Annotated in this window: 17 protein-coding genes; 16 read left to right on the forward strand and 1 reads right to left on the reverse strand. The window is 67.0% G+C overall.

Translation table 11 applies throughout. The features are described 5' to 3' along the window. The first annotated feature begins 86 nt into the window (after positions 1-86). The 16 genes from leuB (at position 87) to EL249_RS07680 (ending at position 19393) form a co-directional block, all read left to right on the forward strand. Entirely contained in the window at positions 87-1157 is a 1071-nt protein-coding gene (leuB, locus tag EL249_RS07605) for a 3-isopropylmalate dehydrogenase (RefSeq protein WP_197721629.1), read from the forward strand. Between the two features lie 38 nt (positions 1158-1195). After that, positions 1196-2323 carry an aspartate-semialdehyde dehydrogenase gene (gene asd / locus EL249_RS07610; RefSeq protein ID WP_005673325.1) on the forward strand — a complete coding sequence of 376 codons (1128 nt, stop codon included), beginning with the start codon at positions 1196-1198 and terminating at the stop codon, positions 2321-2323. Between the two features lie 174 nt (positions 2324-2497). Further along, entirely contained in the window at positions 2498-5401 is a 2904-nt protein-coding gene (locus EL249_RS07615) for a motility hub landmark protein FimV (protein WP_040529809.1), read from the forward strand. A gap of 171 nt (positions 5402-5572) precedes the next feature. Then, positions 5573-6496: a tRNA pseudouridine(38-40) synthase TruA gene (gene truA, locus EL249_RS07620; RefSeq protein WP_005673321.1), complete on the forward strand. Its 924-nt coding sequence runs from the start codon at positions 5573-5575 to the stop codon at positions 6494-6496. Between the two features lie 76 nt (positions 6497-6572). After that, positions 6573-7313 (forward strand): phosphoribosylanthranilate isomerase, encoded by a 741-nt coding sequence (locus EL249_RS07625; RefSeq protein WP_005673320.1) that lies wholly within the window; start codon positions 6573-6575, stop codon positions 7311-7313. 24 nt (positions 7314-7337) lie between these two features. Continuing rightward, on the forward strand, positions 7338-8546 hold the full coding sequence (trpB, locus tag EL249_RS07630; RefSeq protein ID WP_040529806.1) for a tryptophan synthase subunit beta: 1209 nt from the start codon (positions 7338-7340) through the stop codon (positions 8544-8546). Between the two features lie 88 nt (positions 8547-8634). Then, on the forward strand, positions 8635-9501 hold the full coding sequence (gene trpA / locus EL249_RS07635; RefSeq protein ID WP_005673318.1) for a tryptophan synthase subunit alpha: 867 nt from the start codon (positions 8635-8637) through the stop codon (positions 9499-9501). Between the two features lie 94 nt (positions 9502-9595). Further along, a complete protein-coding gene (gene accD, locus EL249_RS07640; protein ID WP_005673317.1) occupies positions 9596-10531 on the forward strand; it encodes an acetyl-CoA carboxylase, carboxyltransferase subunit beta in 936 nt (311 codons plus the stop codon). 13 nt (positions 10532-10544) lie between these two features. Next, positions 10545-11876: a bifunctional tetrahydrofolate synthase/dihydrofolate synthase gene (gene folC / locus EL249_RS07645; RefSeq protein WP_005673316.1), complete on the forward strand. Its 1332-nt coding sequence runs from the start codon at positions 10545-10547 to the stop codon at positions 11874-11876. Further along, complete coding sequence (locus EL249_RS07650; RefSeq protein ID WP_005673315.1) at positions 11876-12820, forward strand: SPOR domain-containing protein; 945 nt, start codon at positions 11876-11878, stop codon at positions 12818-12820. The genes folC and EL249_RS07650 overlap by 1 nt, the downstream gene beginning before the upstream one ends. 28 nt (positions 12821-12848) lie before the next feature. Further along, a complete protein-coding gene (locus EL249_RS07655) occupies positions 12849-13346 on the forward strand; it encodes a CvpA family protein (protein ID WP_005673314.1) in 498 nt (165 codons plus the stop codon). A gap of 68 nt (positions 13347-13414) precedes the next feature. Further along, the gene (purF, locus tag EL249_RS07660) at positions 13415-14911 is read left to right on the forward strand and encodes an amidophosphoribosyltransferase (RefSeq protein ID WP_005673313.1); all 1497 of its coding nucleotides are present in this window, start codon (positions 13415-13417) and stop codon (positions 14909-14911) included. Between the two features lie 156 nt (positions 14912-15067). Continuing rightward, a complete protein-coding gene (locus EL249_RS07665; RefSeq protein WP_005673312.1) occupies positions 15068-16366 on the forward strand; it encodes an O-succinylhomoserine sulfhydrylase in 1299 nt (432 codons plus the stop codon). Positions 16367-16417: 51 nt separating this feature from the next. Beyond that, complete coding sequence (locus tag EL249_RS07670; protein WP_005673310.1) at positions 16418-16849, forward strand: rhodanese-like domain-containing protein; 432 nt, start codon at positions 16418-16420, stop codon at positions 16847-16849. Between the two features lie 357 nt (positions 16850-17206). Then, positions 17207-18583, forward strand: coding sequence for an RCC1 domain-containing protein (locus tag EL249_RS07675; protein WP_170169601.1), 1377 nt, complete (start codon positions 17207-17209; stop codon positions 18581-18583). 147 nt (positions 18584-18730) lie between these two features. Then, positions 18731-19393: a carbonic anhydrase gene (locus EL249_RS07680; protein ID WP_050781841.1), complete on the forward strand. Its 663-nt coding sequence runs from the start codon at positions 18731-18733 to the stop codon at positions 19391-19393. Positions 19394-19604: 211 nt separating this feature from the next. Here EL249_RS07680 and EL249_RS07685 read toward each other — a convergent pair whose 3' ends face one another. Beyond that, complete coding sequence (locus tag EL249_RS07685) at positions 19605-20726, reverse strand: enoyl-CoA hydratase/isomerase family protein (protein ID WP_005673307.1); 1122 nt, start codon at positions 20724-20726, stop codon at positions 19605-19607. Between the last annotated feature and the right edge of the window lie 205 nt (positions 20727-20931).

The following is a 20931-nucleotide window of genomic DNA, read 5'->3' on the forward strand; positions in this document are numbered from 1 at the left end:
TTCCCATCGAGTCGGACCATCAAGGGCCAGACCTGCCGGCGCATTTCCGGCGGGCTCTGGCTTTCATGTTTTGAAGGACAGGAGGAATCGAAATGAAGATTGCAGTACTGGCCGGTGACGGCATCGGTCCCGAGATCACCGCGCAGGCGGTTCGGGTGCTGGAGGTGCTGGCCCGTGACGGGCTGGACGTGCAGACCGAATCGGCGCTGGTGGGCGGCGCAGCCGTCGATGCCACGGGCGATCCTCTGCCCGAGGAGACGCTGCGGGTGTGCGAATCGGCCCGTGCCATCCTGTTCGGTGCGGTGGGCGGCCCGGCTTACGACAAGCTGCCGCGTCCGCAGCGTCCGGAGCAGGGGCTCCTGCGGCTGCGCAAGCATTTCGACCTCTTTGCCAACCTGCGCCCGGCCATGGTCTACCCGGAGCTGGCCGAGGCCAGCCCGCTGAAGGCCGACATCGTGGCCGGTCTGGACATCCTGATCATGCGCGAGTTGACGGGGGACATCTACTTCGGGCAGCCTCGGGGCATCCGCACCAACGAGGCCGGCGAGCGCGAAGGCTTCGACACCATGCGCTACAGCGAGTCCGAGATCCGTCGCATTGCGCAGCGCGGATTCGAGGCCGCCCGTCGGCGCCAGCGGCGGCTGTGCTCGGTGGACAAGGCAAATGTGTTGGAAACGACCCAACTGTGGCGTGATGTCGTCACGGAAGTCGGCAAGGACTATCCGGATGTCGAGCTTTCTCACATGTACGTGGATAATGCGGCGATGCAGCTGATTCGCCAGCCGCGTCAGTTCGACGTGATCGTCACCGGCAACATGTTCGGCGACATCCTCTCGGACGCTGCGTCGATGCTGACCGGCTCGATCGGCATGCTGCCTTCGGCCTCGCTCAACGCCTCGGGCTTCGGCATGTACGAACCGATCCACGGGTCGGCGCCGGACATCGCCGGTACCAACAAGGCCAATCCGCTGGCCACCATCCTGTCGCTGGCCATGCTGCTGCGCTACTCGCTGGACGAGGAAGCGGCGGCCCGCCGGGTGGAAGCCGCCGTACGGAAAGTGCTGGCCGATGGGGTGCGTACGGCCGATATCGCGCGTCCGGGTGATAAAGTGTCAAGTTGCACCGAAATGGGCGACGCCGTGGTGGCAGCGCTCTGAGCGCCGGGAATCCGGCCAGGAACAAGCAGGGAGAAAGCATGAGCAGGAAGTATCGGGTTGGTCTGGTGGGCTGGCGTGGCATGGTGGGCTCGGTCCTGATGGACCGGATGCGCGCCGAGAAGGACTTCGATCTGTTCGATCCGGTGTTCTTCAGCACGTCGAACGCGGGTGGCAAGGCGCCGATGGGCGACGCGCCGCTGGGCGACGCCCACGACATCAAGGCCCTGTCCGCGCTCGATGCGATCGTCACCTGCCAGGGCGGCGACTACACGCTGGACGTGCATCCGAAGCTGCGCGCAGCCGGCTGGAAGGGCTTCTGGATCGACGCGGCGTCGTCGCTGCGGATGGATGAAAAGGCCGTGATCGTGTTGGATCCGGTCAACCGTCATGTCATTGATGCGGCCATACAGACCGGTAATCGGGATTTCATTGGCGGTAACTGCACGGTTAGCCTGATGATGATGGCTCTCGGCGGTCTGCTGCAGGCGGATCAGGTCGAGTGGGTCACGGCAATGACCTATCAGTCCGCCTCTGGCGGTGGTGCACAACACATGAGGGAGCTGGTCAGTCAGATGGGCGCAATCCACGCATCGGTGGCAACCGAGCTGTCGAATCCGGGAAGCAACATCCTGGACATCGACCGTACGGTCGCCGAGACCATGCGTGCGGCGGATTTCCCCACCAAGCAGTTCGGCTTCCCCCTGGCAGGCAGCCTGCTGCCCTGGATCGACAAGGACCTGGGCAACGGCATGTCGCGCGAGGAGTGGAAGGGCGATGCCGAGCTGAACAAGATGCTGGGTCGCACGCCGGAAAACCACATTCCGGTCGAGAGCATCTGCGTTCGGGTGGGCGCCATGCGCTGCCACAGCCAGGCACTGACCATCAAGCTGCGCGAGGATCTGCCGCTGCCGGCCATCGAAGAGATGCTGGCAGGTGCCAACGACTGGGTGCGTGTCGTGCCCAACGATCGTGAGGCGTCGCTGGCCGAACTCACGCCGGCAGCCGTCACCGGCAAGCTGCACGTGCCGATCGGCCGCCTGCGCAAGCTCACGCTCGGCAAGGGCTACCTCAGTGCCTTCACGGTCGGCGACCAGCTGCTGTGGGGGGCCGCCGAACCGCTGCGCCGGATGCTGAGGATCGTGCTGGAGCGCCCGCTGGCTGCGTGATGACCGCTTGAGAGTTGACTGAAGTTTCCCTGGCCCGTTTCCCGGCGGGCAGATTCCCGCCGGGCCATCCAAAGAGTTTGTTTCGTTCCAGTTCCTGTAAGAGGTGGTACCTTGTCTGAACAGCCCCGCAGTAAATTGCATTCGATGACGTCTGGTGGCTCCGGGCGCAGCCAGATGGCGACTGCGGTTGCCGTCGCCCTGGCGATTCTGTCCGGGGGTGGCGTCACGTCCGCCGAGGCTGCCGGTCTCGGCCGCCTGACCGTCCAGTCCGCATTGGGACAGCCGCTGCGCGCCGAGGTGGAAGTCACCTCCGTCAGCCCTGACGAGGCCGAATCGCTCAAGGCACGGATCGCCTCGCCCGAGGCTTTCAGCCGTGTGGGTCTGCAGTACAAGGAAGCGCTGTCCGGCGTGCGCATGGACGTCGAGAACCGGGGCGGTCGCTACTTCATCAAGGTCACTTCCAGCCGGCCCATCAACGATCCCTTCGTGGATCTGGTGGTCGAGCTGAGCTGGGCGTCGGGCACGTTCAGCCGTGAATACACCTTCCTGCTGGATCCTCCGACCCAGCAGAACGCCAACCAGGCCAACCGTTCGGGCAATGCACCTGTGGCCGGCGCCGCCACGGCAGCCGCTGCCACCGGCGCGGCCGCGTCCGGCAGCAACGCCGTGCGCACCATCGATCCCGCCACCGGCCGCCTGGTCAACCAGGAGCGCGGTGCACAGGGCCGTTCGCAGGCTGCCAGCCAGCCGACCGAGGCCAAGCAGCAGCCGGCTGCACAGGCCAAGGCTGGTCGTGACGCCAGCAGCGAAGGCGGCACCGTCACGGTGGGTCAGGGCGAGACGCTGGGCATGATCGCTGCCCGCGTGCGTCCGGCCAGCGCCACGCTGGATCAGACCATCGTGGCCATCTACCGCACCAACCCGACGGCGTTCATCCAGAACAACCCCAACCTGCTCCGTCAGGGCCGCACGCTGACCATCCCGTCCGAGGGCGAGATCGCCGCGATCGACAGCACCGAGGCTGGTCGCCAGCTGCGCATGGCGGCGCGCGACTTCCGCTCCTACAAGGAGCGCATGGCCGGCACCACGCCTGAAGTGGCTACGGGCAACGGCAGCAGCACCGCCAGCGGTGCCATCAGCGCGAAGGTTGATGATGAGCGCGGTGGTCAGGCCGGCAGCCAGGACCGCCTGGAGCTGAGCCGCTCGGAAGGTGGCAAGGATGAGCAGGGCAGCGCCGTCGGTGCCCGTGATGCCGAAGCCCAGGTGGCCCGTGAGGCCGCGCTCAAGGAAGCCAACAGCCGCATCGCCGAGCTGGAGAAGAACGTTGGCGCCCTGAAGAGCATGCTGGAGCTGAAGGACAAGTCGCTGGCTGACCTGCAGGCTCAGCTGGAGAAAGCCCGCGTTGCCGGTGCCCAGGTCAGCGGCACGGTGGCTGCAGCTGCCACGGCGGCTGCCGACAAGGCCCGCGACGCCGCCAGCAAGGTGGCTGACAAGGCTGCTGCCGAGAAAACGGCTGCCGAGAAGGCCGTGGCCGAGAAGGCTGCCCAGACCAAGGCTGCGGCTGACAAGCTGGCTGCCGAGGCCAAGGCCGCCGCCGACAAGGTCGCTGCCGAGAAGGCTGCCGCCGAGAAAGCGGCTGCTGACAAGGCTGCTGCCGAGAAGGCCGCTGCAGAGAAGGCGGCTGCCGACAAGGCTGCCGCTGACAAGGCCGCCGCAGACAAGGCTGCTGCCGAGAAAGCCGCGGCTGATAAGGCTGCCGCCGAGCAGGATCAGTCCAAACCGGCCGAGGGTGCGGACAAGGACGCCGTCGAGCGTGCTGCTGCCGATGCCAAGGCCGAGGTCGAGCGCGTGACCAACGGCGATGCCGACAAGTCCAAGGACATGCCCAAGCCCGCGCCGGTCAACGAAAGTGAGGAGCAGGGCGGCCTGATCGAGGGGCTGTCGCAGAATTCCCTGCTGCTGCCGGGTCTGGGCGTGGCTGCCCTGGCCGCGGGTCTGGGCTTCTGGATGCTGCGCCGCCGCCGCCGCGAGGATGACGGCTTCTCCGACAGCATCAGCGCCGACGAATTCAGCGCCAACTCGCTGTTCGGCACCACCGGTGGCCAGAGCGTCGACACGATGACCGGCGCCAGCACGCAGATCACCACGATCAGCGAGAGCACGCCGACCGAGGTCGACCCGATCGCCGAGGCCGAGGTCTACATCGCCTACGGTCGCGAGACCCAGGCCGAAGAGATCCTGCGCGAGGCGCTGAAGCGCCAGCCCGAGCGCCAGGCCATCCGCCTGAAGCTGCTGGAGATCTACTCGGGTCGCAAGGACACGGTGGCCTTTGGCCAGATGGCGCGCGAAATGCACGACATGACCGGCGGCCTGAACGAGGAATGGTCGAAGGTGGTGCAGATGGGTGCCGCCCTGGATCCGGACAACGCGCTGTATGGTGATGGCACGGCCGATCTGGCCGCCCCGTCGCCGGTGGCTTCGCCGGCTGCTGATGTTGGCGGCATGGCTGCCGCAGGGGCTGCCGCGGTTGCCGCTGGCGTGGCGGGTGTGGCCGCCGCTGTCGAGCCGGAAGCACAGGCAGTGTCGTCGCCCTCGCTGGATGAAGGCCTGGCCTTCGATGGCGGCTACAACAAGCCGGCTGCCGAGGCTGAATCGAAGCCGGTGCAGACCTTCCAGTCGACCCGTTCCGGTCCGCTGTCGGCCATGCCGGGTGTCGAGCTGCCCTCGCTGGATCTGGACGCGCCGCTGGACCTGGATGAAGGCCCGAGCACCGTCACCGATCTGAACATCGACACGACCATCACCGAGTCGCTGGACATGGGCCATGCGTCGGGCGGTGAGGGTGATGGCCTGGGCGCCATCGGCCTGGATCTGTCGCCGTCGACGATCTCCGGTCCGATCACCATGAGTGGTGCGGCTTCCAGCCAGTGGCAGGAAATGGCCTCGAAGCTGGACTTGGCCTCGGCCTATGTCGAGATCGGCGACAAGGAAGGTGCCCGCGAACTGCTGGAAGAAGTGATCAACGGCGGTGACGCCGCCCAACAGCAGCGCGCTCGCGAACTGCTTGCCGATCTCTGATCGACAGCTTCCGACCCGACGATTGCCCCCGCACGGCGGGGGCTTCAACTGCCACCCTCGTCCTTCGGGATGACGGTGGCAGTTTCGTTTTTGGGCGCTCGTTGCGGGGCCTGGACGCGGGGGATGGTGCGTTCGGGCAGAATACCGGACGGACACACCTCGGGAGTGACGATGGACGACGATCTGACAGGCGACAGGCAGGCAGAGGCGGGGCGGGCTGAGGGCGTGCTGCCGGCTGGCGGTGCAGAAACGCAGCCTGCCGACGGGCAGATGGGTGATGTGCCGCGTCATCGCTGGGTCTGCGGCGTGTCCTACGATGGCCGGGATTTCTGCGGCTGGCAGAAGCAGCCCCCTGTGCCGGGCCTGGCGCCGTCGGTCCAGACCACGGTGGAAGCGGCGCTGTCGGCCGTGGCAGGGCAGACCATCGACATCCGTTGTGCCGGACGTACCGATGCCGGGGTGCACGCGCTGGAACAGGTCATCGAGTTCTCCACCACGGCGCAACGGCCACCCACGGCCTGGGTACGGGGCGCCAATGCCCACCTGCCGGATACGGTGGCGGTGCGCTGGGCCGCGCCGCTGGCGCCGGATGCCGATTTCGACGCCCGTTTCTCGGCCCGGGAACGCACCTACTGGTATGTGCTCATCGACAGTCCCGTGGCGCCGCCACTGTGGCAGGGGCGCGCCGGCTGGACGCATCGGCCGCTGGACGTGGCGCGGATGCAGGCCGCAGCCCGGTCGGTGCTGGGCACGCATGATTTCAGCAGCTTTCGGGCCTCGGAATGCCAGGCGGCCACGCCGGTGCGCACGCTGACGGAATGGACGGTGGAGCGCCATGGCGCCTTCGTGATGATGCGGCTGACGGCCAATGCCTTCCTGCATCACATGGTGCGCAATCTGGTGGGATCGTTGGTGTATGTGGGGGACGGGCGGCGCCCGGTGTCGTGGATGGCCGAGGTGCTGGCTGCGCGCTCACGGTCAGCCGGGGCGCCGACGTTTGCGGCCGGAGGGCTGTATCTGGCGTCGGTGCGCTATGACGAGGCCTGGGGATTGCCCTGTACGGTGCGTCCGCTGTCGATGGCGGAGCTGGTGTGAGGGCAGGTCCTATACTTCTGTGGGATTCCGGGCACAGGGGCGGCCTGGACGGGAACCGGGAGCCAGGGAGAAAGGGATGACAGTGCAGCGTACGCGGGTGAAGTTCTGTGGGCTGGTGCGTCCGCAGGATGTGGATACGGCGGTGGCGCTGGGGGTGGATGCGGTCGGGTTTGTCTTCTATCCGAAGAGTGCACGCTGCGTGACGCTGGATGAGGCCGCGGTGCTGCGGCGGCGTCTGCCGTCCTGGGTGCGGGCGGTGGGGCTGTTCGTGAACGAGCCGCTGGATGTCATGCTGGAGGGCGTGCGCCGGGTGGGGCTGGATGTGGTTCAGGCACACGGCGACGAGACAGCGCAGGGGCTGGCTGCACTGGGTGGGCAGGGTGTCCGGTACTGGAAGGCGCTGCGCATTGGCGGGCAGGTGGCCGCTGAGGAGCGCGCTGCGTGGCTGCAGGCGGGACGGGTGCCGGCGGATGCCCGAGCGCTGGATGAGGCGCTGGGGCTGTTCGGGCAGGCGGAATGCTGTCTGCTGGACAGTGCCGGTCCGGGTTTTGGTGGCACCGGGCATGCGTTTGACTGGTCGTTGCTGGAGGGGCGCTCGCAGGCCGGATCGCCCCGTGACGATGAACCGCGTCTGGTGCTGGCTGGCGGATTGAGACCCGAGACGGTGGGCGAGGCGATCCGTCAGGTGGGGCCTTTTGCGGTGGATGTGTCCAGCGGGATTCAGGGGGACGATCCAAGGAAGAAAGACACGGTTAGAATGGAGCGTTTCATGACAGCCGTGTTGCAGGCCGATGCGGATCGGGCGCAGGCTGGTTGAATGGTTTTTCTATCGGAAGGTGTGATGACGACTGATGCCTATGATTTTCCGGATGCATCCGGGCATTTCGGCCCCTATGGTGGCCTGTTCGTCTCCGAGACGCTGATCGGCGCGCTCACCGAGCTGCGCGAGGCCTACGAGCGCTACCGCCACGATCCGGATTTCCAGGCAGAGTTCCGCGACGAGCTGGAGCACTTCGTGGGGCGGCCCAGCCCGGTCTATCACGCGCGGCGCTGGTCGCAGATGCTGGGCGGGGCGCAGATCTACTTCAAGCGTGAGGATCTCAACCACACCGGGGCCCACAAGATCAACAACGCCATCGGTCAGGTGCTCCTGGCACGGCGCATGGGCAAGAAGCGCATCATTGCCGAGACGGGCGCGGGCCAGCACGGGGTGGCCACGGCCACGGTGGCCGCGCGCTACGGGCTGGAGTGCACGGTGTACATGGGCTCGATCGACGCCGCCCGCCAGCGCCAGAACATCTACCGGATGAACCTGCTGGGTGCGAAGGTGGTCGAGGTGGAGTCGGGCTCGAAGACGCTGAAGGACGCGCTCAACGAGGCGATGCGGGTCTGGGTGACGAACGTTGACGACACCTTCTACATCATCGGCACGGTGGCCGGTCCGCATCCGTATCCGATGATGGTGCGCGACTTCCAGGCCATCATCGGCCAGGAGTGCCGGGTGCAGATGCCGGCCTATGCGGGGCGACAGCCGGATGTGGTGATTGCCGCCGTGGGCGGGGGCTCCAATGCCATCGGCATCTTCCATCCGTACATTCCCGACGCCGCCGTGAAGCTGGTGGGTGTGGAGGCCGCCGGTGACGGCATCGGGACCGGCCGGCATGCGGCCTCGCTGCAGTGCGGCGTGCCGGGTGTGTTGCACGGCAACCGCACCTATGTGCTGCAGGATGCCGACGGGCAGGTCATCGAGACGCATTCGGTGTCGGCCGGGCTGGACTACCCGGGTGTGGGCCCCGAACACGCCTGGCTGAAGGATTCGGGACGTGCCGAGTACGTGCCCATTGACGATGCCCAGGCGCTGGCAGCCTTCCACGACTGCTGCCGCATCGAGGGCATCATTCCGGCGCTGGAATCCAGTCATGCGCTGGCCGAGGCGGTACGACGCGCGCCCACCATGAGCAAGGACGAGATCATCCTGGTCTGCCTGTCGGGCCGGGGCGACAAGGACATGCATACCGTGGCCCAGCGCGCGGGCCAGAGCTGGGCCTGAGAGGCATGATCCGGGGTGCCTTCTGTCGTGAAGGGGCATGTTCCGGGCGCCTTTTCCTTTCATCCGTACGCATATCGTTCCATCTGGCATGAATACACCTGACACGAAGGCAGCCCCGACGGGGCATGCCGGTTCGCCGCGCATTGCCGCGGTTTTTGCCGAGAAGGCGCGACAGGGCCGCGCCGCACTGATTCCCTATGTCACGGCCGGTTTTCCCGAGCCCGAACAGGCGCTGGCGGTGCTGCGCGCGCTGGTGGCGGGCGGCGCGGACATCATCGAGCTGGGTGTGCCGTTCTCCGACCCCGCGGCCGATGGCCCCACCATCCAGCGGGCCAATGACCGGGCGCTGGCCGCCGGCATGAGTCTGTCCAAGGTGCTGGCGCTGGTGACCGAGTTCCGCCGCGAGGACCCGACGACCCCGATCGTGCTGATGGGCTACTGCAACCCCATCGAGGCGGTGGGCATCGAGACCTTTGCCGAAGCGGCCGCGAAGGCCGGGGTGGATGGCGTGCTGGTGGTGGATTGCCCGCCAGAAGAAGCCCGGGACTACGCAGCCGCCTTGCGCAGCCGTGCCATCGACCTCATCTACCTGCTGGCGCCCACGTCCGGGTCGGATCGTCGCCAGAAGGTGGCGGCAGTGGCCAGCGGCTACGTCTACTATGTCTCGCTCAAGGGCGTCACCGGTGCAGGCAATCTCGACACTGATGCCGTGGCACGTGCACTGCCGGCCATCCGTGAGGCGGTACAGTTGCCGGTGGGCGTGGGCTTCGGCATCAAGGATGCGACCACGGCTGCTCGCGTGGCCGAGTTTGCCGATGCCGTCATCATCGGCAGCCGCCTGATCGAGGTGCTGGAAGCCGGTGATCCCGCCGGTGCGCCGGCCCGTGCCCAGGCCTGGCTGTCCGAGGTGCGCAGCGCCATCGACGCCAACCCGAAGCGGGGGGCTTCGGCCTGACCCTGTCCCATTCGCCGATGGGCCGGGACGCGTCGTCGCGTGCCGTCCGGTCCGTCCCAAACTCCTGATTCCTCATTCAGAAGGAACCCGATCCATGAGCTGGTTCGACAAGATTCTGCCGCCGGGGCTCAAGCGCTCCAACAGTACGTCCCGCGCCAAGCAGGTGCCGGAGGGGCTCTGGGTGAAGTGCCCGGCCTGCGATGCCGTTCTCTACTCCACCGAGCTGGAAAAGAACCTCAACGTCTGCCCGAAATGTGAGCACCACATGCGGCTGCGCGCCCGGCTGCGCCTGGAGCGCCTGCTGGACACGGAAAACCGCAAGGAACTGGGGCAGGACGTGCGTCCGGTCGATGCGCTGAAGTTCAAGGATTCGCGCAAGTACACCGACCGTCTGTCGCAAGCGGCCAGTGCGTCCGGCGAGACCGATGCGCTGGTGGTGATGGAGGGCACGCTGGAAGGGCTTCCGGTGGTGGCAGCTTGCTTCGAGTTCGACTTCATGGGCGGCTCGATGGGCTCGGTGGTGGGCGAGCGCTTTGCGCGTGGCGTCGAACGGGCGCTGGAAAAGCGTTGCCCGTTCATCTCGATCGCGGCCTCGGGCGGTGCACGGATGCAGGAAGGCCTGCTGTCGCTGATGCAGATGGCCAAGACCACGGCGGCCCTGAGCCGTCTGGGGGCTGAGCGGCTGCCGTACTTCTCGGTGCTGACCGACCCCACCATGGGTGGTGTCTCGGCCAGCTTCGCCTTCCTGGGCGATGTGGTGATCGCCGAGCCCAACGCGCTGGTGGGCTTTGCCGGTCCGCGCGTCATCGAGCAGACGGTGCGCGAGAAGCTGCCGCCGGGCTTCCAGCGGGCCGAGTTCCTGCTGGAGAAAGGCGCCATCGACATGATCGTGCACCGTCGTGACATGCGCCAGACGCTGGCCGACCTGGCGGCGCTGCTGCAGAAGCAGCCGCCGGTGGTGCGCGAGCCCAAGATCGAGCCGCCGCCCGAGCCGGCACCGACGCCTGCACCCACGCCTGCAGCCGCCTGAGGGACGCCCATCGATGTCAGCCTTTACGCTGCCGACCACGCTGGATGGTTGGCTGACGCTTCTGGAAACGCGACACGCCAAGCCCATCGACCTGGGGCTGGAGCGCGTCGGTGAGGTCTATCGTCGACTGGGCATCCAGCTGCCGGGCGTGAAGTTCGTGGTGGCCGGCACCAACGGCAAGGGCTCCACCTGCGCCATGCTGGATGCCATCCTGCGTGCGGCCGGCTACCGGGTGGGCCTGCACACCTCGCCGCACCTGCTGCGCTTCAATGAGCGCATCCGCATCGACGGTGAGGAGCTGTCCGACGAGGCGCTGCTGCCGCTCTTCGAGCAGGTGGAGCTGGCCCGCGGCGACGTGTCGCTGTCGTACTTCGAGTTCACCACGCTGGTGATGTTCCTGGCCTTCTCGCGCGAGCCGCTGGATGCGGTGGTGATGGAGATCGGTCTGGGCGGACGGCTGGATGCCGTCAACCTCGTGGATGCGGACTGTGCCATCGTCACCAGCGTGGCCATTGACCATGCGCAGTGGCTGGGCAACGACCGCGAGACCATCGCGCTGGAAAAGGCCCACATCTTCCGGCCGGACAGGCCCGCCATCTGCAGCGATCCGCAACCGCCACAGAGCCTGGTGCGTCACGCCGAGGAGATCGGTGCCGACCTGTGGCTGCTGGGGCGCGACTACAACTATGCAGGCGACCGCCAGCAGTGGGCCTGGACAGGGCGGGGCACGCGGCGCAGCGGTCTGGCCTATCCGGCGCTGCGCGGGATGAACCAGCTGCTCAACGCTTCTGGCGTGCTGGCTGCACTGCAGGCCGTGCGTGGCCAGCTGCCGGTCAGTGCCCAGGACATCCGACGCGGCCTGTCGCTGGTCGAGATGCCGGGACGCTTCCAGGTGCTGCCGGGGCAGCCCACCATCATCCTGGACGTGGGGCACAACCCCCATGCGGCCGGGCATCTGGTGGCCAATCTGGGCAACATGGCCTACCACCCGGCCACCTACGCGGTCTTCGGCATGCTGTCCGACAAGGACATCGACGGCGTGATTGCCCATCTGGCCAATCATGTGGACCACTGGATCTGCTGCGATCTGCCCGGGCCTCGCGGCACCACCGCCCGGATGCTGGCCGATCACCTGCACATGGCGGGCATCGACGATCTGGTCGATCGCAGAAAGGGCATCGACCGCAGTGTGGTGTGTTCCACCACACCCGACGAGGGGCTACGTCTGGCGCGCAGGCAGGCGGGACCGGATGATAGAATCATCGTCTTTGGCTCGTTTCTCACGGTGGCGCTTGCCTTGCCCGCCGTGCGCGAGGATCTGTCCGCCACGCCCCCCTCGAATTGATGTCGCGCCCGAAATCCCGCAACGGTTCCGACTCCGCTGCCGACGCCTCGCTGGCCGAGAAGAAGAAGGCCCGCCATCGCCTGGTGGGCGCGATCGCCCTGTGTCTGGTGGCAGCCTTCGTCGTGCCCATGCTGCTCGAATCCGAGCCGCGCACCGGCCTGCGCTCGCTGCCCATGACGGTCGAGGCTGCGGCCAACTCCACCCGGGCTGACCAGCCCTGGATCCGCCCGCCGGTGGCCGACGAGGCCGCCCGTTCCGTCATGCCCGACCAGGTGGTGATGCTGGAAGAGGGCGCTGCCGGGCAGCCCGCCGCATCCGGTCAGGGGGCACCCCGTGCACCCGGCGATCAGCCGTCGGTGAACCTGCCTGACCTGAGCGCAAGGACGGGTCAGGATCCGGAGACTCCCGCCACGCCCGCCGTGCCGCCGTCATCCCCGCAATCGGCCCGTTCCGCAGCACCCGACACCGCTGCTGGCCGGGGACGTGCTGCAGCGGGGCAGGATGCGGCCAACCAGGCACGTCCGGCCCGGCCGGCCACGGCCCCGTCCGGCAACACGACCCAGCGCCCGGCCAATGCCCCGCTGCCCAAGCCGCTGCCGATGACGCAAGGGGGGGCGCAGTCCGACGCCGACAACCGCCCCGACGTGCTGGCCCGCCTCATTGACCAGGTCGATTCGGGCAGCAATGCAGCCCGCCCGACCGCCCGACAGCAGTCGCGCCGCTTCCTGGTGCAGGTGGGGGCCTACAGCAACGTGAAGAGCGCCCGCGCGGCCGTCGATCGTGTGGCCAAGGCCGGCTTCAATGCCTATCAGGAAACGGTCAAGACCAGCAATGGCGACTGGATCCGGGTGCGCGTGGGGCCATTCGCGTCACGTGAAGACGCCGAACAGGCCCAGCAGGCACTCAAGCGGGCCGGGGTCACCGCCGCACTGATCGCCCTCTGACCTTCCTTCAACCGATACGGAGACGCCCATGTCCACCTGGTTTGCCAGCGCCACCCTCTGGGACTGGGCCATCGGTCTGGTGGCCGTGCTGTCCATTCTCATGGGTCTTTGGCGCGGTTTCGTGCGCACCGCCTTCGGCCTGGCGGCCTGGGTGCTGGCCTTCCTGTTCACCGCCCCCGTCTCGGCGCTGGTGGCCCCCTGGGTGGCCAGTTTCTCCATGCCGACCCTGGTGCTGCAGGTCATCGTCTTTCTCGTGCTCTTCGTCCTGTGCCGCTTCGTGGGTGCCATGGTCAGTCGTGCCATGCGGGCCATTGGCCTGGGCGGGCTCGATCGCTTCTTCGGCGCGCTGCTGGGCGCGGCGCGTGCGGCCGTCATCATCACGGTCGTGGCCATGGCCTGCGTCGTTGCCATGAAGCAGGGCGTCCCTCTGGACCTCTCCTGGCAGGACGCGCATGCCCGGCCGCTGCTGGACGGCATGGTCGAGGCCGGTTTCAGATACTTGGGGCAGTTCCAGCCCCAGCCGTGAGCCCTCGGCCCACCCTGGGCCATAGGTTCGCGTGAGTCAGGTTTTTCTTTTTCGAGCGGGGCATCATCATGTGCGGAATCTTGGGCCTGGTCGGACAGGCGCCGGCCAACCAGTTGTTGTATGACGGACTGCTGCTTCTGCAGCATCGGGGACAGGACGCGGCCGGTATCGGCACCAGCAGCGGCCGCTCCTTCGCGGTTCACAAGGGCAGCGGGCTGGTGCGGGACGTCTTTCGCACCCGCAACATGCGGGCGCTGCCGGGCTGTACGGGCATTGGCCATGTCCGCTACCCCACGGCAGGTTCGGCCGTGAGTCTGGAAGAGGCGCAGCCCTTCTACGTGAATGCCCCGTTCGGGATCATCCTGGCCCACAACGGCAATCTCACCAACACCGACGCGCTCAAGCAGGAACTCTTCCAGCGCGACCGCCGGCACATCAACACGGACTCGGATTCCGAAGTCCTGCTGAACGTGTTGGCGCACGAGCTGGACAACCAGGCGCGGGGCGTGACGCTGGATCCGGACACCATCTTCCAGGCGGTGGCCGCGCTGCATGGCCGGGCGCGTGGTGCCTACGCCTGCGTGGCCGAGATCGCCGGCTACGGGCTGCTGGCCTTCCGTGATCCGCTGGGCATCCGGCCGCTCTGCTACGGCGTGGCCGAGGCCGAGAACGGCCGTACCGAGTACCTGGTGGCGTCGGAATCGGTGGCGCTGGAGGGCCTAGGCTTCCGGCTGGTGCGTGATCTGGAGCCCGGCGAGGCCATCTTCATCGACCGCGACGGGGGCTTCCATAGCCGGACCTATGACAAGGCCGGCCCGCTGTCCACCTGCATCTTCGAGTACGTCTACTTCGCACGCCCCGATTCGGTGATCGACGGCGCCTCGGTCTATGACGTGCGCCTGAGGCTGGGCGAGAAGCTGGCAGCCACGGTCGAGCAGCAGCTGCGCCTTGAGGACATCGATGTGGTCATCCCCATTCCCGAGACCTCGCGTCCGTCCGCCATGCAGCTGGCCGGCCGTCTGGGGCTTGCCTACCGCGAGGGCTTCATCAAGAACCGGTACGTGGGCCGCACCTTCATCATGCCCGGCCAGGCCGTGCGCCAGAAATCGGTGCGTCAGAAGCTCAATGCCATGAGTATCGAGTTCAAGGGCAAGAACGTGCTGCTGGTCGACGATTCCATCGTGCGGGGCACCACCTCGCGCGAGATCGTGCAGATGGCCCGCGAGGCAGGCGCCAACAAGGTGTTCTTTGCTTCTGCGGCACCTCCGGTGCGCTTTCCCAATGTGTATGGCATCGACATGCCCACCCGCAGTGAGCTGATCGCTTACGAACGTGATGACGACGCGATCCGCGACGCCATCGGGGCCGATGCGCTGGTCTATCAGTCCATCGAGGCGATGAAGCAGGCTGCGTGGGATTCCGGCGCCCGTGCCACGCGCTTCGATGCCTCCTGCTTCGATGGCGTCTACTGCACCGGTGATGTCACGCCCGAATCGCTGGCGGCGCTGGAAGCGTCGCGCAAGAAGGCGGACGAGGCACGCCGGGCAGCCGACGCGGCCAGCTGAAGCACTTCTGGCCGGAACAGGGGCCGGCCAGAGCATTTCGAGGGGAGCAGCAGTGCGTCTGCGAGACGCGCCGCTGCTGTCTTCATCTCACCGCCGGAGCTGCCCGCCTGCGGGGTTTCCGGCGCTGGGTTCTCTCCATCTTTCAGGAACGATGACATGACCAAGCCTGCCGATACCCACACTCATCCGCACGATCCGGCCGCTGCGCCGACTGCCCCGGGACACGGCAGCGCACGGCGTGCCCCCTGGAACGAACGCCTGGCCGACGTCAGCCTGGAGACCCTGGCCGTGCGTGCCGGTTTCGATCCGGGCGAATTCGGTGAACACTCCGAGGCCATCTACCTCAGCTCCAGCTTCGTTCACGACAATGCCGCGCACGCCGCCGCCAAGTTTGCCGGTGAAGTGGATGGCTTCATCTATTCGCGTTTTCGCAATCCCACCGTGCGGGTCTTCCAGGACCGTCTGGCCGCGCTGGAAGGCGCCGAGATGTGCCTGTCGGCCGGCTCCGGCATGGCGGCCATCCACGCGGTGGTCATGAGCCTGACCGGGCAGGGTGACCATATTGTTTCCTCGCGCTCGGTGTTCGGCACCACGGTGCAGCTCTTTGCACTCTTCGAGCGCTATGGTGTGCAGGCCACCTATGTGGACATCGCCGACCTGAAGGCCTGGGAGGCCGCCATCCAGCCGGGCAAGACGCGCTTCCTGTTCGTGGAGAGCCCGGCCAACCCGTCCACCGAGGTGGCCGACATCCGGGCGCTGGCCGAGCTTGCACATCGCCACGGTGCGCTGCTGGTGGTGGACAACACCTTTGCCACGCCAGTGCTGCAGCGCCCGCTGGAACTGGGCGCCGATGTCGTCGTGCATTCGGCCACCAAGTATCTGGATGGCCAGGGCAGGGTGCTGGGTGGAGCCGTGCTGGGCAGCCAGTCCTACATGAAGGAGAAGCTTGAACCGGTGCTGCGCTATACGGGTCCGGCGCTGTCGGCCTTCAACGCATGGATCCTGCTGGGCGGCTTGCAGACGCTGCCGGTGCGCATTCGCGCCCAGTCCGACAGCGCCCTGGCCGTGGCGCGCTGGCTGGAGGCCCATCCGGCCGTGGCGCGCGTCTACTATCCGGGTCTGCCCAGCCATCCGCAGCATGAACTGGCCAAGCGCCAGCAGAGCGGCTTTGGCCCGGTGCTGGCCTTTGAGGTGAAGGGCACAAGTCCCGACGTCACCCGCCAGAACGCCTGGCAGGTGGTCGACAGTTGCCAGGTGGTGTCGGTGACCGCCAATCTGGGTGACGTGAAAACCACCATCACGCACCCGGCCAGCACCACCCATGGCAAGATGAGCCCCGAGGCGCGCGCGGCCGCCGGCATCGGCGAAGGCCAGTTGCGCATGGCCATCGGTCTGGAATCGCCCGAGGACATCTGCGCCGACCTGGAGCGCGGGCTGTCCAAAGCCGTGTTCTGATTGTGTTTTCTGGAATTTTCACTCTGACCCTTCCTTTTTGAGACTCTGAACATGATGAAGATCTTCTCGCACGCCGGTTTCCGGACTCTGGGAGCTGCGCTGGCGGTTTCGGGCGGCCTGGTGCTGGCAGCCGTGCCCACGGTCGGTGTCCAGGCGGCTGATGCTGCACAGGCGACGCAGGCTGGTGACGTTGCACCGGCTGCCCAGCCCATCTGGATCGACGTGCGTACGCCGAAGGAGTTCGACGGCGGCCATCTGGAAGGCGCTCACAACGTGCCGGTCGAACAGATCGCCGGGCAGATTTCGACGCTGGTGCCCAACAAGGACACGCCGGTGATGCTCTACTGCCGCAGCGGCCGTCGCGCCGAGCAGGCCCGCAAGCTGCTGCTGCAGCAGGGCTATACCCATGTCGAGAACAAGGGGGGCTACGCCGATCTGCTGAAACAGCAGCAACAGCAACAACAGCAGCAGCCCCAGGAGTGACGCTGCGGCGGGCATGGCCCGTCCTTCATCAGGCCCGCGTGCTTCCGATACCGCGCCGCCCGGACGTGCCTGCGGGGTACCCTGGCAGGGATCGGCATCCGCGGGCTGCTTTTAAATCGACCGTCGTGCACGTCGACGGCGACGCTTGGGAAGCCATCCCCTGCACCTGAGCATGCCTGGGCCCTGCATGTGGCTGAAATGCCTGTCGCAACGGGCGCACGCCGGTCGCCGGCCGGCTGCCAGCCTCCGCCACTGGTGCGCCCCAGGCCCGACCGACGGACAGGCCCGGCCGCGCAACGCCTGAAAATTCCTGCTTCTTTCGAATATTCATTCAGGCAGGGAACAACAATGGCGGTCTTGGCAGGCAGAACACAGCGGGTGCTGGCCAATGGGGTTTACAGTGGTCTGGCGGTGGCGGCGGCGCTGGGGGCACTGGCCCTGGGCAACGCCCTGCGTCATGGCCTGATGGCGCCAATGCCGGCTCAGACGGCTGTCAGCGCGTCGCCCCAGGTCGACGATGCACGTGGCACGGGTCATGCGGCCGTGGCCGGGCTGGATGCCGGGGCGCTTCGGCATGCCGGGCAGGGGGCCGCGCCCTCGGCCGCGCTCTTGCGCCCGATCTCTGCCCTGAGCCGCTCTCAGGGTTCCGATGTGCCGGGCAACACCTCGGCGAGTGTTCGAAGCATGTCCCCACGACCGCTGCTGGCCACGATGTCGGCGCTGGAGATCACGCCGCTGCGCGAGATTCCGCTGGGCCTGGTGGGCGATGTCGCCGGGCTGGCTCAAGCCCGTGACTTCATGCTGGTCCTGGGGGCCGATGGCCGGCTCTGGGCACGCGGTCTCAACACGCGGGGACAGCTGGGCGTGGGCATTGCCCAGGCCCAGGTGAACGATTTCCTGCCCCTGCCGGGGCATGACTATCAGGCCGTGGCCGTTGGCGGCGCCCATGCGCTGGCGCTGGATCGCCAAGGCAATCTGTGGGGCTGGGGGGATGATCGCCATGGCCAGCTGGGTCGCGGACGGGTCAATCACACGCCGCAGGACAGGCCGACACGCATTGCCCGCGACATCGTGGCCATCGCTGCTGGCGATCGGCACAGTCTGGCGGTGCGCAAGGACGGCGCGTTGCTGGCCTGGGGTGAGAACCGCTGGGGTGAGGTGGGCAATGGCAGTCAGGAGACCATCACCGACCCTGTCGTCATCGGTCAGGGCTTCCGTTCGGTGGCGGCCGGGGCCGGCTACTCGCTGGCCATCGACCGCCAGGGCCGGCTTTGGGCCTGGGGTCGGGGCGAATCGGGCCGCCTGGGCACGGGCAACGAGGACGACCAGTCCCGGCCGGTCCTGATCGGGAGCGGCTACCGCAGTGTCACGGCTTCCACGGCCCAGTCCTTTGCCATCGGGCAGGACGGGACGCTGTGGGCCTGGGGCAGCAACCTGCTGGGTCAGCTGGGCGATGGTACCCATGAAGACCGGCTGAGCCCGGTGAAGATCGGCAGCGGTTATGTGGCCGTGGCTGCGGGCGGCGCTCATGCCGTGGGTCTGCAGCGTGACGGCAGTGTCTGGGCCTGGGGCAGCAACGGCGTGGGCCAGCTGGCGGATGGCAGTCTGGACGATCGGCTGCGCCCTGCGCGGATCGGTCGTGGCTACGACTTCATCGGGGCTGCCGGCGCTGCCTCGACGCTGGCCCGCCGTGATGGGGTGCTGCGCATGGCGGGGGCCAGACTGCTGCAGTGACCGGGAGGAGGGCCGGGTACTGTCGATCACCCAACGGAGTGCTGGCCAACGGAATGCCCCTGGCCGGCTTTGGGTTATATTTGTCACACGCCGGCCGTTCACTCCGCCGGGGCGGCGCCCGGCATCTTCTTCTGTCTGTTGCTCGCCATGATTCCAGCCCACGAAGCCCTCAAGATCCTTCAGGCTGGCAACAGCCGTTTCGTCGCCGGCTTGGGGGGCGTCTCACTGGCCACCAACCAGGCGCGCCGCTCCCAGCTCATCATGAAGCAGACGCCCTTCGCCGTGCTGCTGGGCTGTGCGGACTCCCGCGTGCCAGCCGAGCTGGTCTTCGATCAGGGGCTGGGCGAGCTGTTCGTCATCCGCGTGGCCGGCAACATCGTGGCGCCTTCGCAGATCGGCAGCGTCGAGTTTGCCGTCGAGCGTTTCAGCACCCGGCTGGTGGTGGTGCTGGGCCATTCCAACTGTGGTGCCATCTCGGCCACGCTGGATGAGCTGAAGCTGCCCGCCAAGGGGCGTTCCCCCAACCTGCGTGCCGTGGTGGACCGCATTCGCCCATCCATCGAACCCCTGCTGGAAACCGAGCTGGCCAACGATCCGGAGCGGCTGAAGCGGCATGCGGTACGCGCCAACATCCGCCACGCGGCCAACCACCTGCGGCACGGCTCCCCCATCCTCGAACACTGGATCGCGCATGAGGGGCTGCTGGTGGTCGGGGCCGAATACTCGCTGGAGACCGGTATCGTCGAATTCTTCGACGGCATGCCGGACATCGCGCCCCCGGCGGTACCGGGGCTGCCGTCGGCCGCCTGACTTTGGGCAGCCTGTCTTCTCGTCTTTACGGTCTGGGCTGGAGAGGTCAGAGCAGCGCAGATCAGATCTGGCCAGACCCAGCAAACCAAACCAGGCAAACCACGCCAAGCCAGATCAGGCCACTTCAAATCAGACCAGGGAAAACCAGGTCAAGGAAAACGAGGCCAGGTCAAATCAACAAGCCTGGCCCGATTCCCGGCCCCCTGACGTCTCAGCGCCAGTCCGACAGCGGATGTGCGCCGTCGTGGTGGTCGCGGAAGTGGCTTTCGATGAACTTCTGCTCCACGGCGGCCAGCGTGGGCGGATCCCATTTGGGCGACCGGTCCTTGTCGATGAGCAGTGCACGCACGCCCTCGGCAAAGTCATGGGCCGCACAGCAGCTGATGGCCACGTTGTACTCGATGCGGAACACGTCGGCCAGCGAGCGGTGACGGCAGCGGTGCTGCAGTTCCCAGGCCAGCGCGGCCGAGGTGGGGCTGCCGCGCCGGAACGTGTCCACGGCCGTGGCCAGCCATTCGTCGCCCTCGGTGGGCAGGGCCAGCAGGCGCTCGGCCGTGTCTTTCAGGCTGGCCATGCCCACGGTCTTGCGAATGAGGTCGAAGTGCTTGCGCAGGTTGGACGGCGCGCGTTCGGCCTTGCTTTCATGCGCATCCAGCAGGTGGGTCATCTGGGCCTTGTTCGCCGCCGTGTCGGTGCCCCAGTGCGCCTTCAGGATATCGGCCAGCACCGCATCGCGGGCCGAATCGTCAATGCAGAAATCGCCCATGCCGGAAAAGAGCGCGTCCGAGGCGTTCATCGGCGCACCAGTCAGTGCCAGGAAGAGCCCGGCCCGGCCCGGCAGTCGGCTCAGGAACCAGCTACCCCCCACGTCAGGGAAGAGACCGATGCTGATCTCGGGCATGGCGATGCGGGTCTCGGGGGTGACCACACGGTGCGAGGCGCCGGCCAGCAGGCCCAGGCCGCCCCCCATGACGATGCCGTGCCCCCAGCAGAGCACCGGCTTCGTGCAGGTGTGAATGCGATAGTCCAGCGCGTATTCCAGGAAGAAGAAGCGCTGCGCGTAGGGGTTGGGGCGGTCTCCGTATTCCTTGATGGAATGGTAAAGGTCCCGGATATCACCGCCGGCACTGAATGCGCGCGATCCGGCGCCATCCAGCACGATGGCCACGATGTCCGGATCCCGGATCCATTGCTTGAGGCGTGGCAGCAGCTGCTCGACCATGGCCAGTGACAGTGCGTTCAGCGATGCCGGTGCGTTGAGGCGGGCATGACCGATGCGCCGGCCATCGGCTGTGGCGGGTTCCTCGAAAATGACCACGTTCTCTTCTGTCATGACGATGTGCGTTCCTGTCTCCCCCGCAGGCCGGGGCAAAAATAAGTCCCTGATTACTACCACAATATTAACCGGGCGGTCAGCGTGTCGAGGGCGCTGCCTACGGGAAAACGGAAAGATGCCGGATCCGTCGACAGTCTCCGGCTGCGCATGCGCCGAGTGGGGAGGGGCATGAATGCTAAACTCCGTCAAATCATCCTGACCC

The organism is Lautropia mirabilis, from assembly GCF_900637555.1.
GTDB lineage: Bacteria > Pseudomonadota > Gammaproteobacteria > Burkholderiales > Burkholderiaceae_E > Lautropia > Lautropia mirabilis.

Excerpts from the sequence above, each read along its gene's own strand:
- asd (WP_005673325.1), top strand. The coding sequence starts at position 1,196 with ATGAGCAGGAAGTATCGGGTTGGTCTGGTGGGCTGGCGTGGCATGGTG.
- EL249_RS07615 (WP_040529809.1), top strand. The coding sequence starts at position 2,498 with ATGGCGACTGCGGTTGCCGTCGCCCTGGCGATTCTGTCCGGGGGTGGC.
- truA (WP_005673321.1), top strand. The coding sequence starts at position 5,573 with ATGGACGACGATCTGACAGGCGACAGGCAGGCAGAGGCGGGGCGGGCT.
- EL249_RS07625 (WP_005673320.1), top strand. The coding sequence starts at position 6,573 with ATGACAGTGCAGCGTACGCGGGTGAAGTTCTGTGGGCTGGTGCGTCCG.
- trpB (WP_040529806.1), top strand. The coding sequence starts at position 7,338 with ATGACGACTGATGCCTATGATTTTCCGGATGCATCCGGGCATTTCGGC.
- trpA (WP_005673318.1), top strand. The coding sequence starts at position 8,635 with ATGAATACACCTGACACGAAGGCAGCCCCGACGGGGCATGCCGGTTCG.
- accD (WP_005673317.1), top strand. The coding sequence starts at position 9,596 with ATGAGCTGGTTCGACAAGATTCTGCCGCCGGGGCTCAAGCGCTCCAAC.
- folC (WP_005673316.1), top strand. The coding sequence starts at position 10,545 with ATGTCAGCCTTTACGCTGCCGACCACGCTGGATGGTTGGCTGACGCTT.
- EL249_RS07650 (WP_005673315.1), top strand. The coding sequence starts at position 11,876 with ATGTCGCGCCCGAAATCCCGCAACGGTTCCGACTCCGCTGCCGACGCC.
- EL249_RS07655 (WP_005673314.1), top strand. The coding sequence starts at position 12,849 with ATGTCCACCTGGTTTGCCAGCGCCACCCTCTGGGACTGGGCCATCGGT.
- purF (WP_005673313.1), top strand. The coding sequence starts at position 13,415 with ATGTGCGGAATCTTGGGCCTGGTCGGACAGGCGCCGGCCAACCAGTTG.
- EL249_RS07665 (WP_005673312.1), top strand. The coding sequence starts at position 15,068 with ATGACCAAGCCTGCCGATACCCACACTCATCCGCACGATCCGGCCGCT.
- EL249_RS07670 (WP_005673310.1), top strand. The coding sequence starts at position 16,418 with ATGATGAAGATCTTCTCGCACGCCGGTTTCCGGACTCTGGGAGCTGCG.
- EL249_RS07680 (WP_050781841.1), top strand. The coding sequence starts at position 18,731 with ATGATTCCAGCCCACGAAGCCCTCAAGATCCTTCAGGCTGGCAACAGC.
- EL249_RS07685 (WP_005673307.1), bottom strand. The coding sequence starts at position 20,726 with ATGACAGAAGAGAACGTGGTCATTTTCGAGGAACCCGCCACAGCCGAT.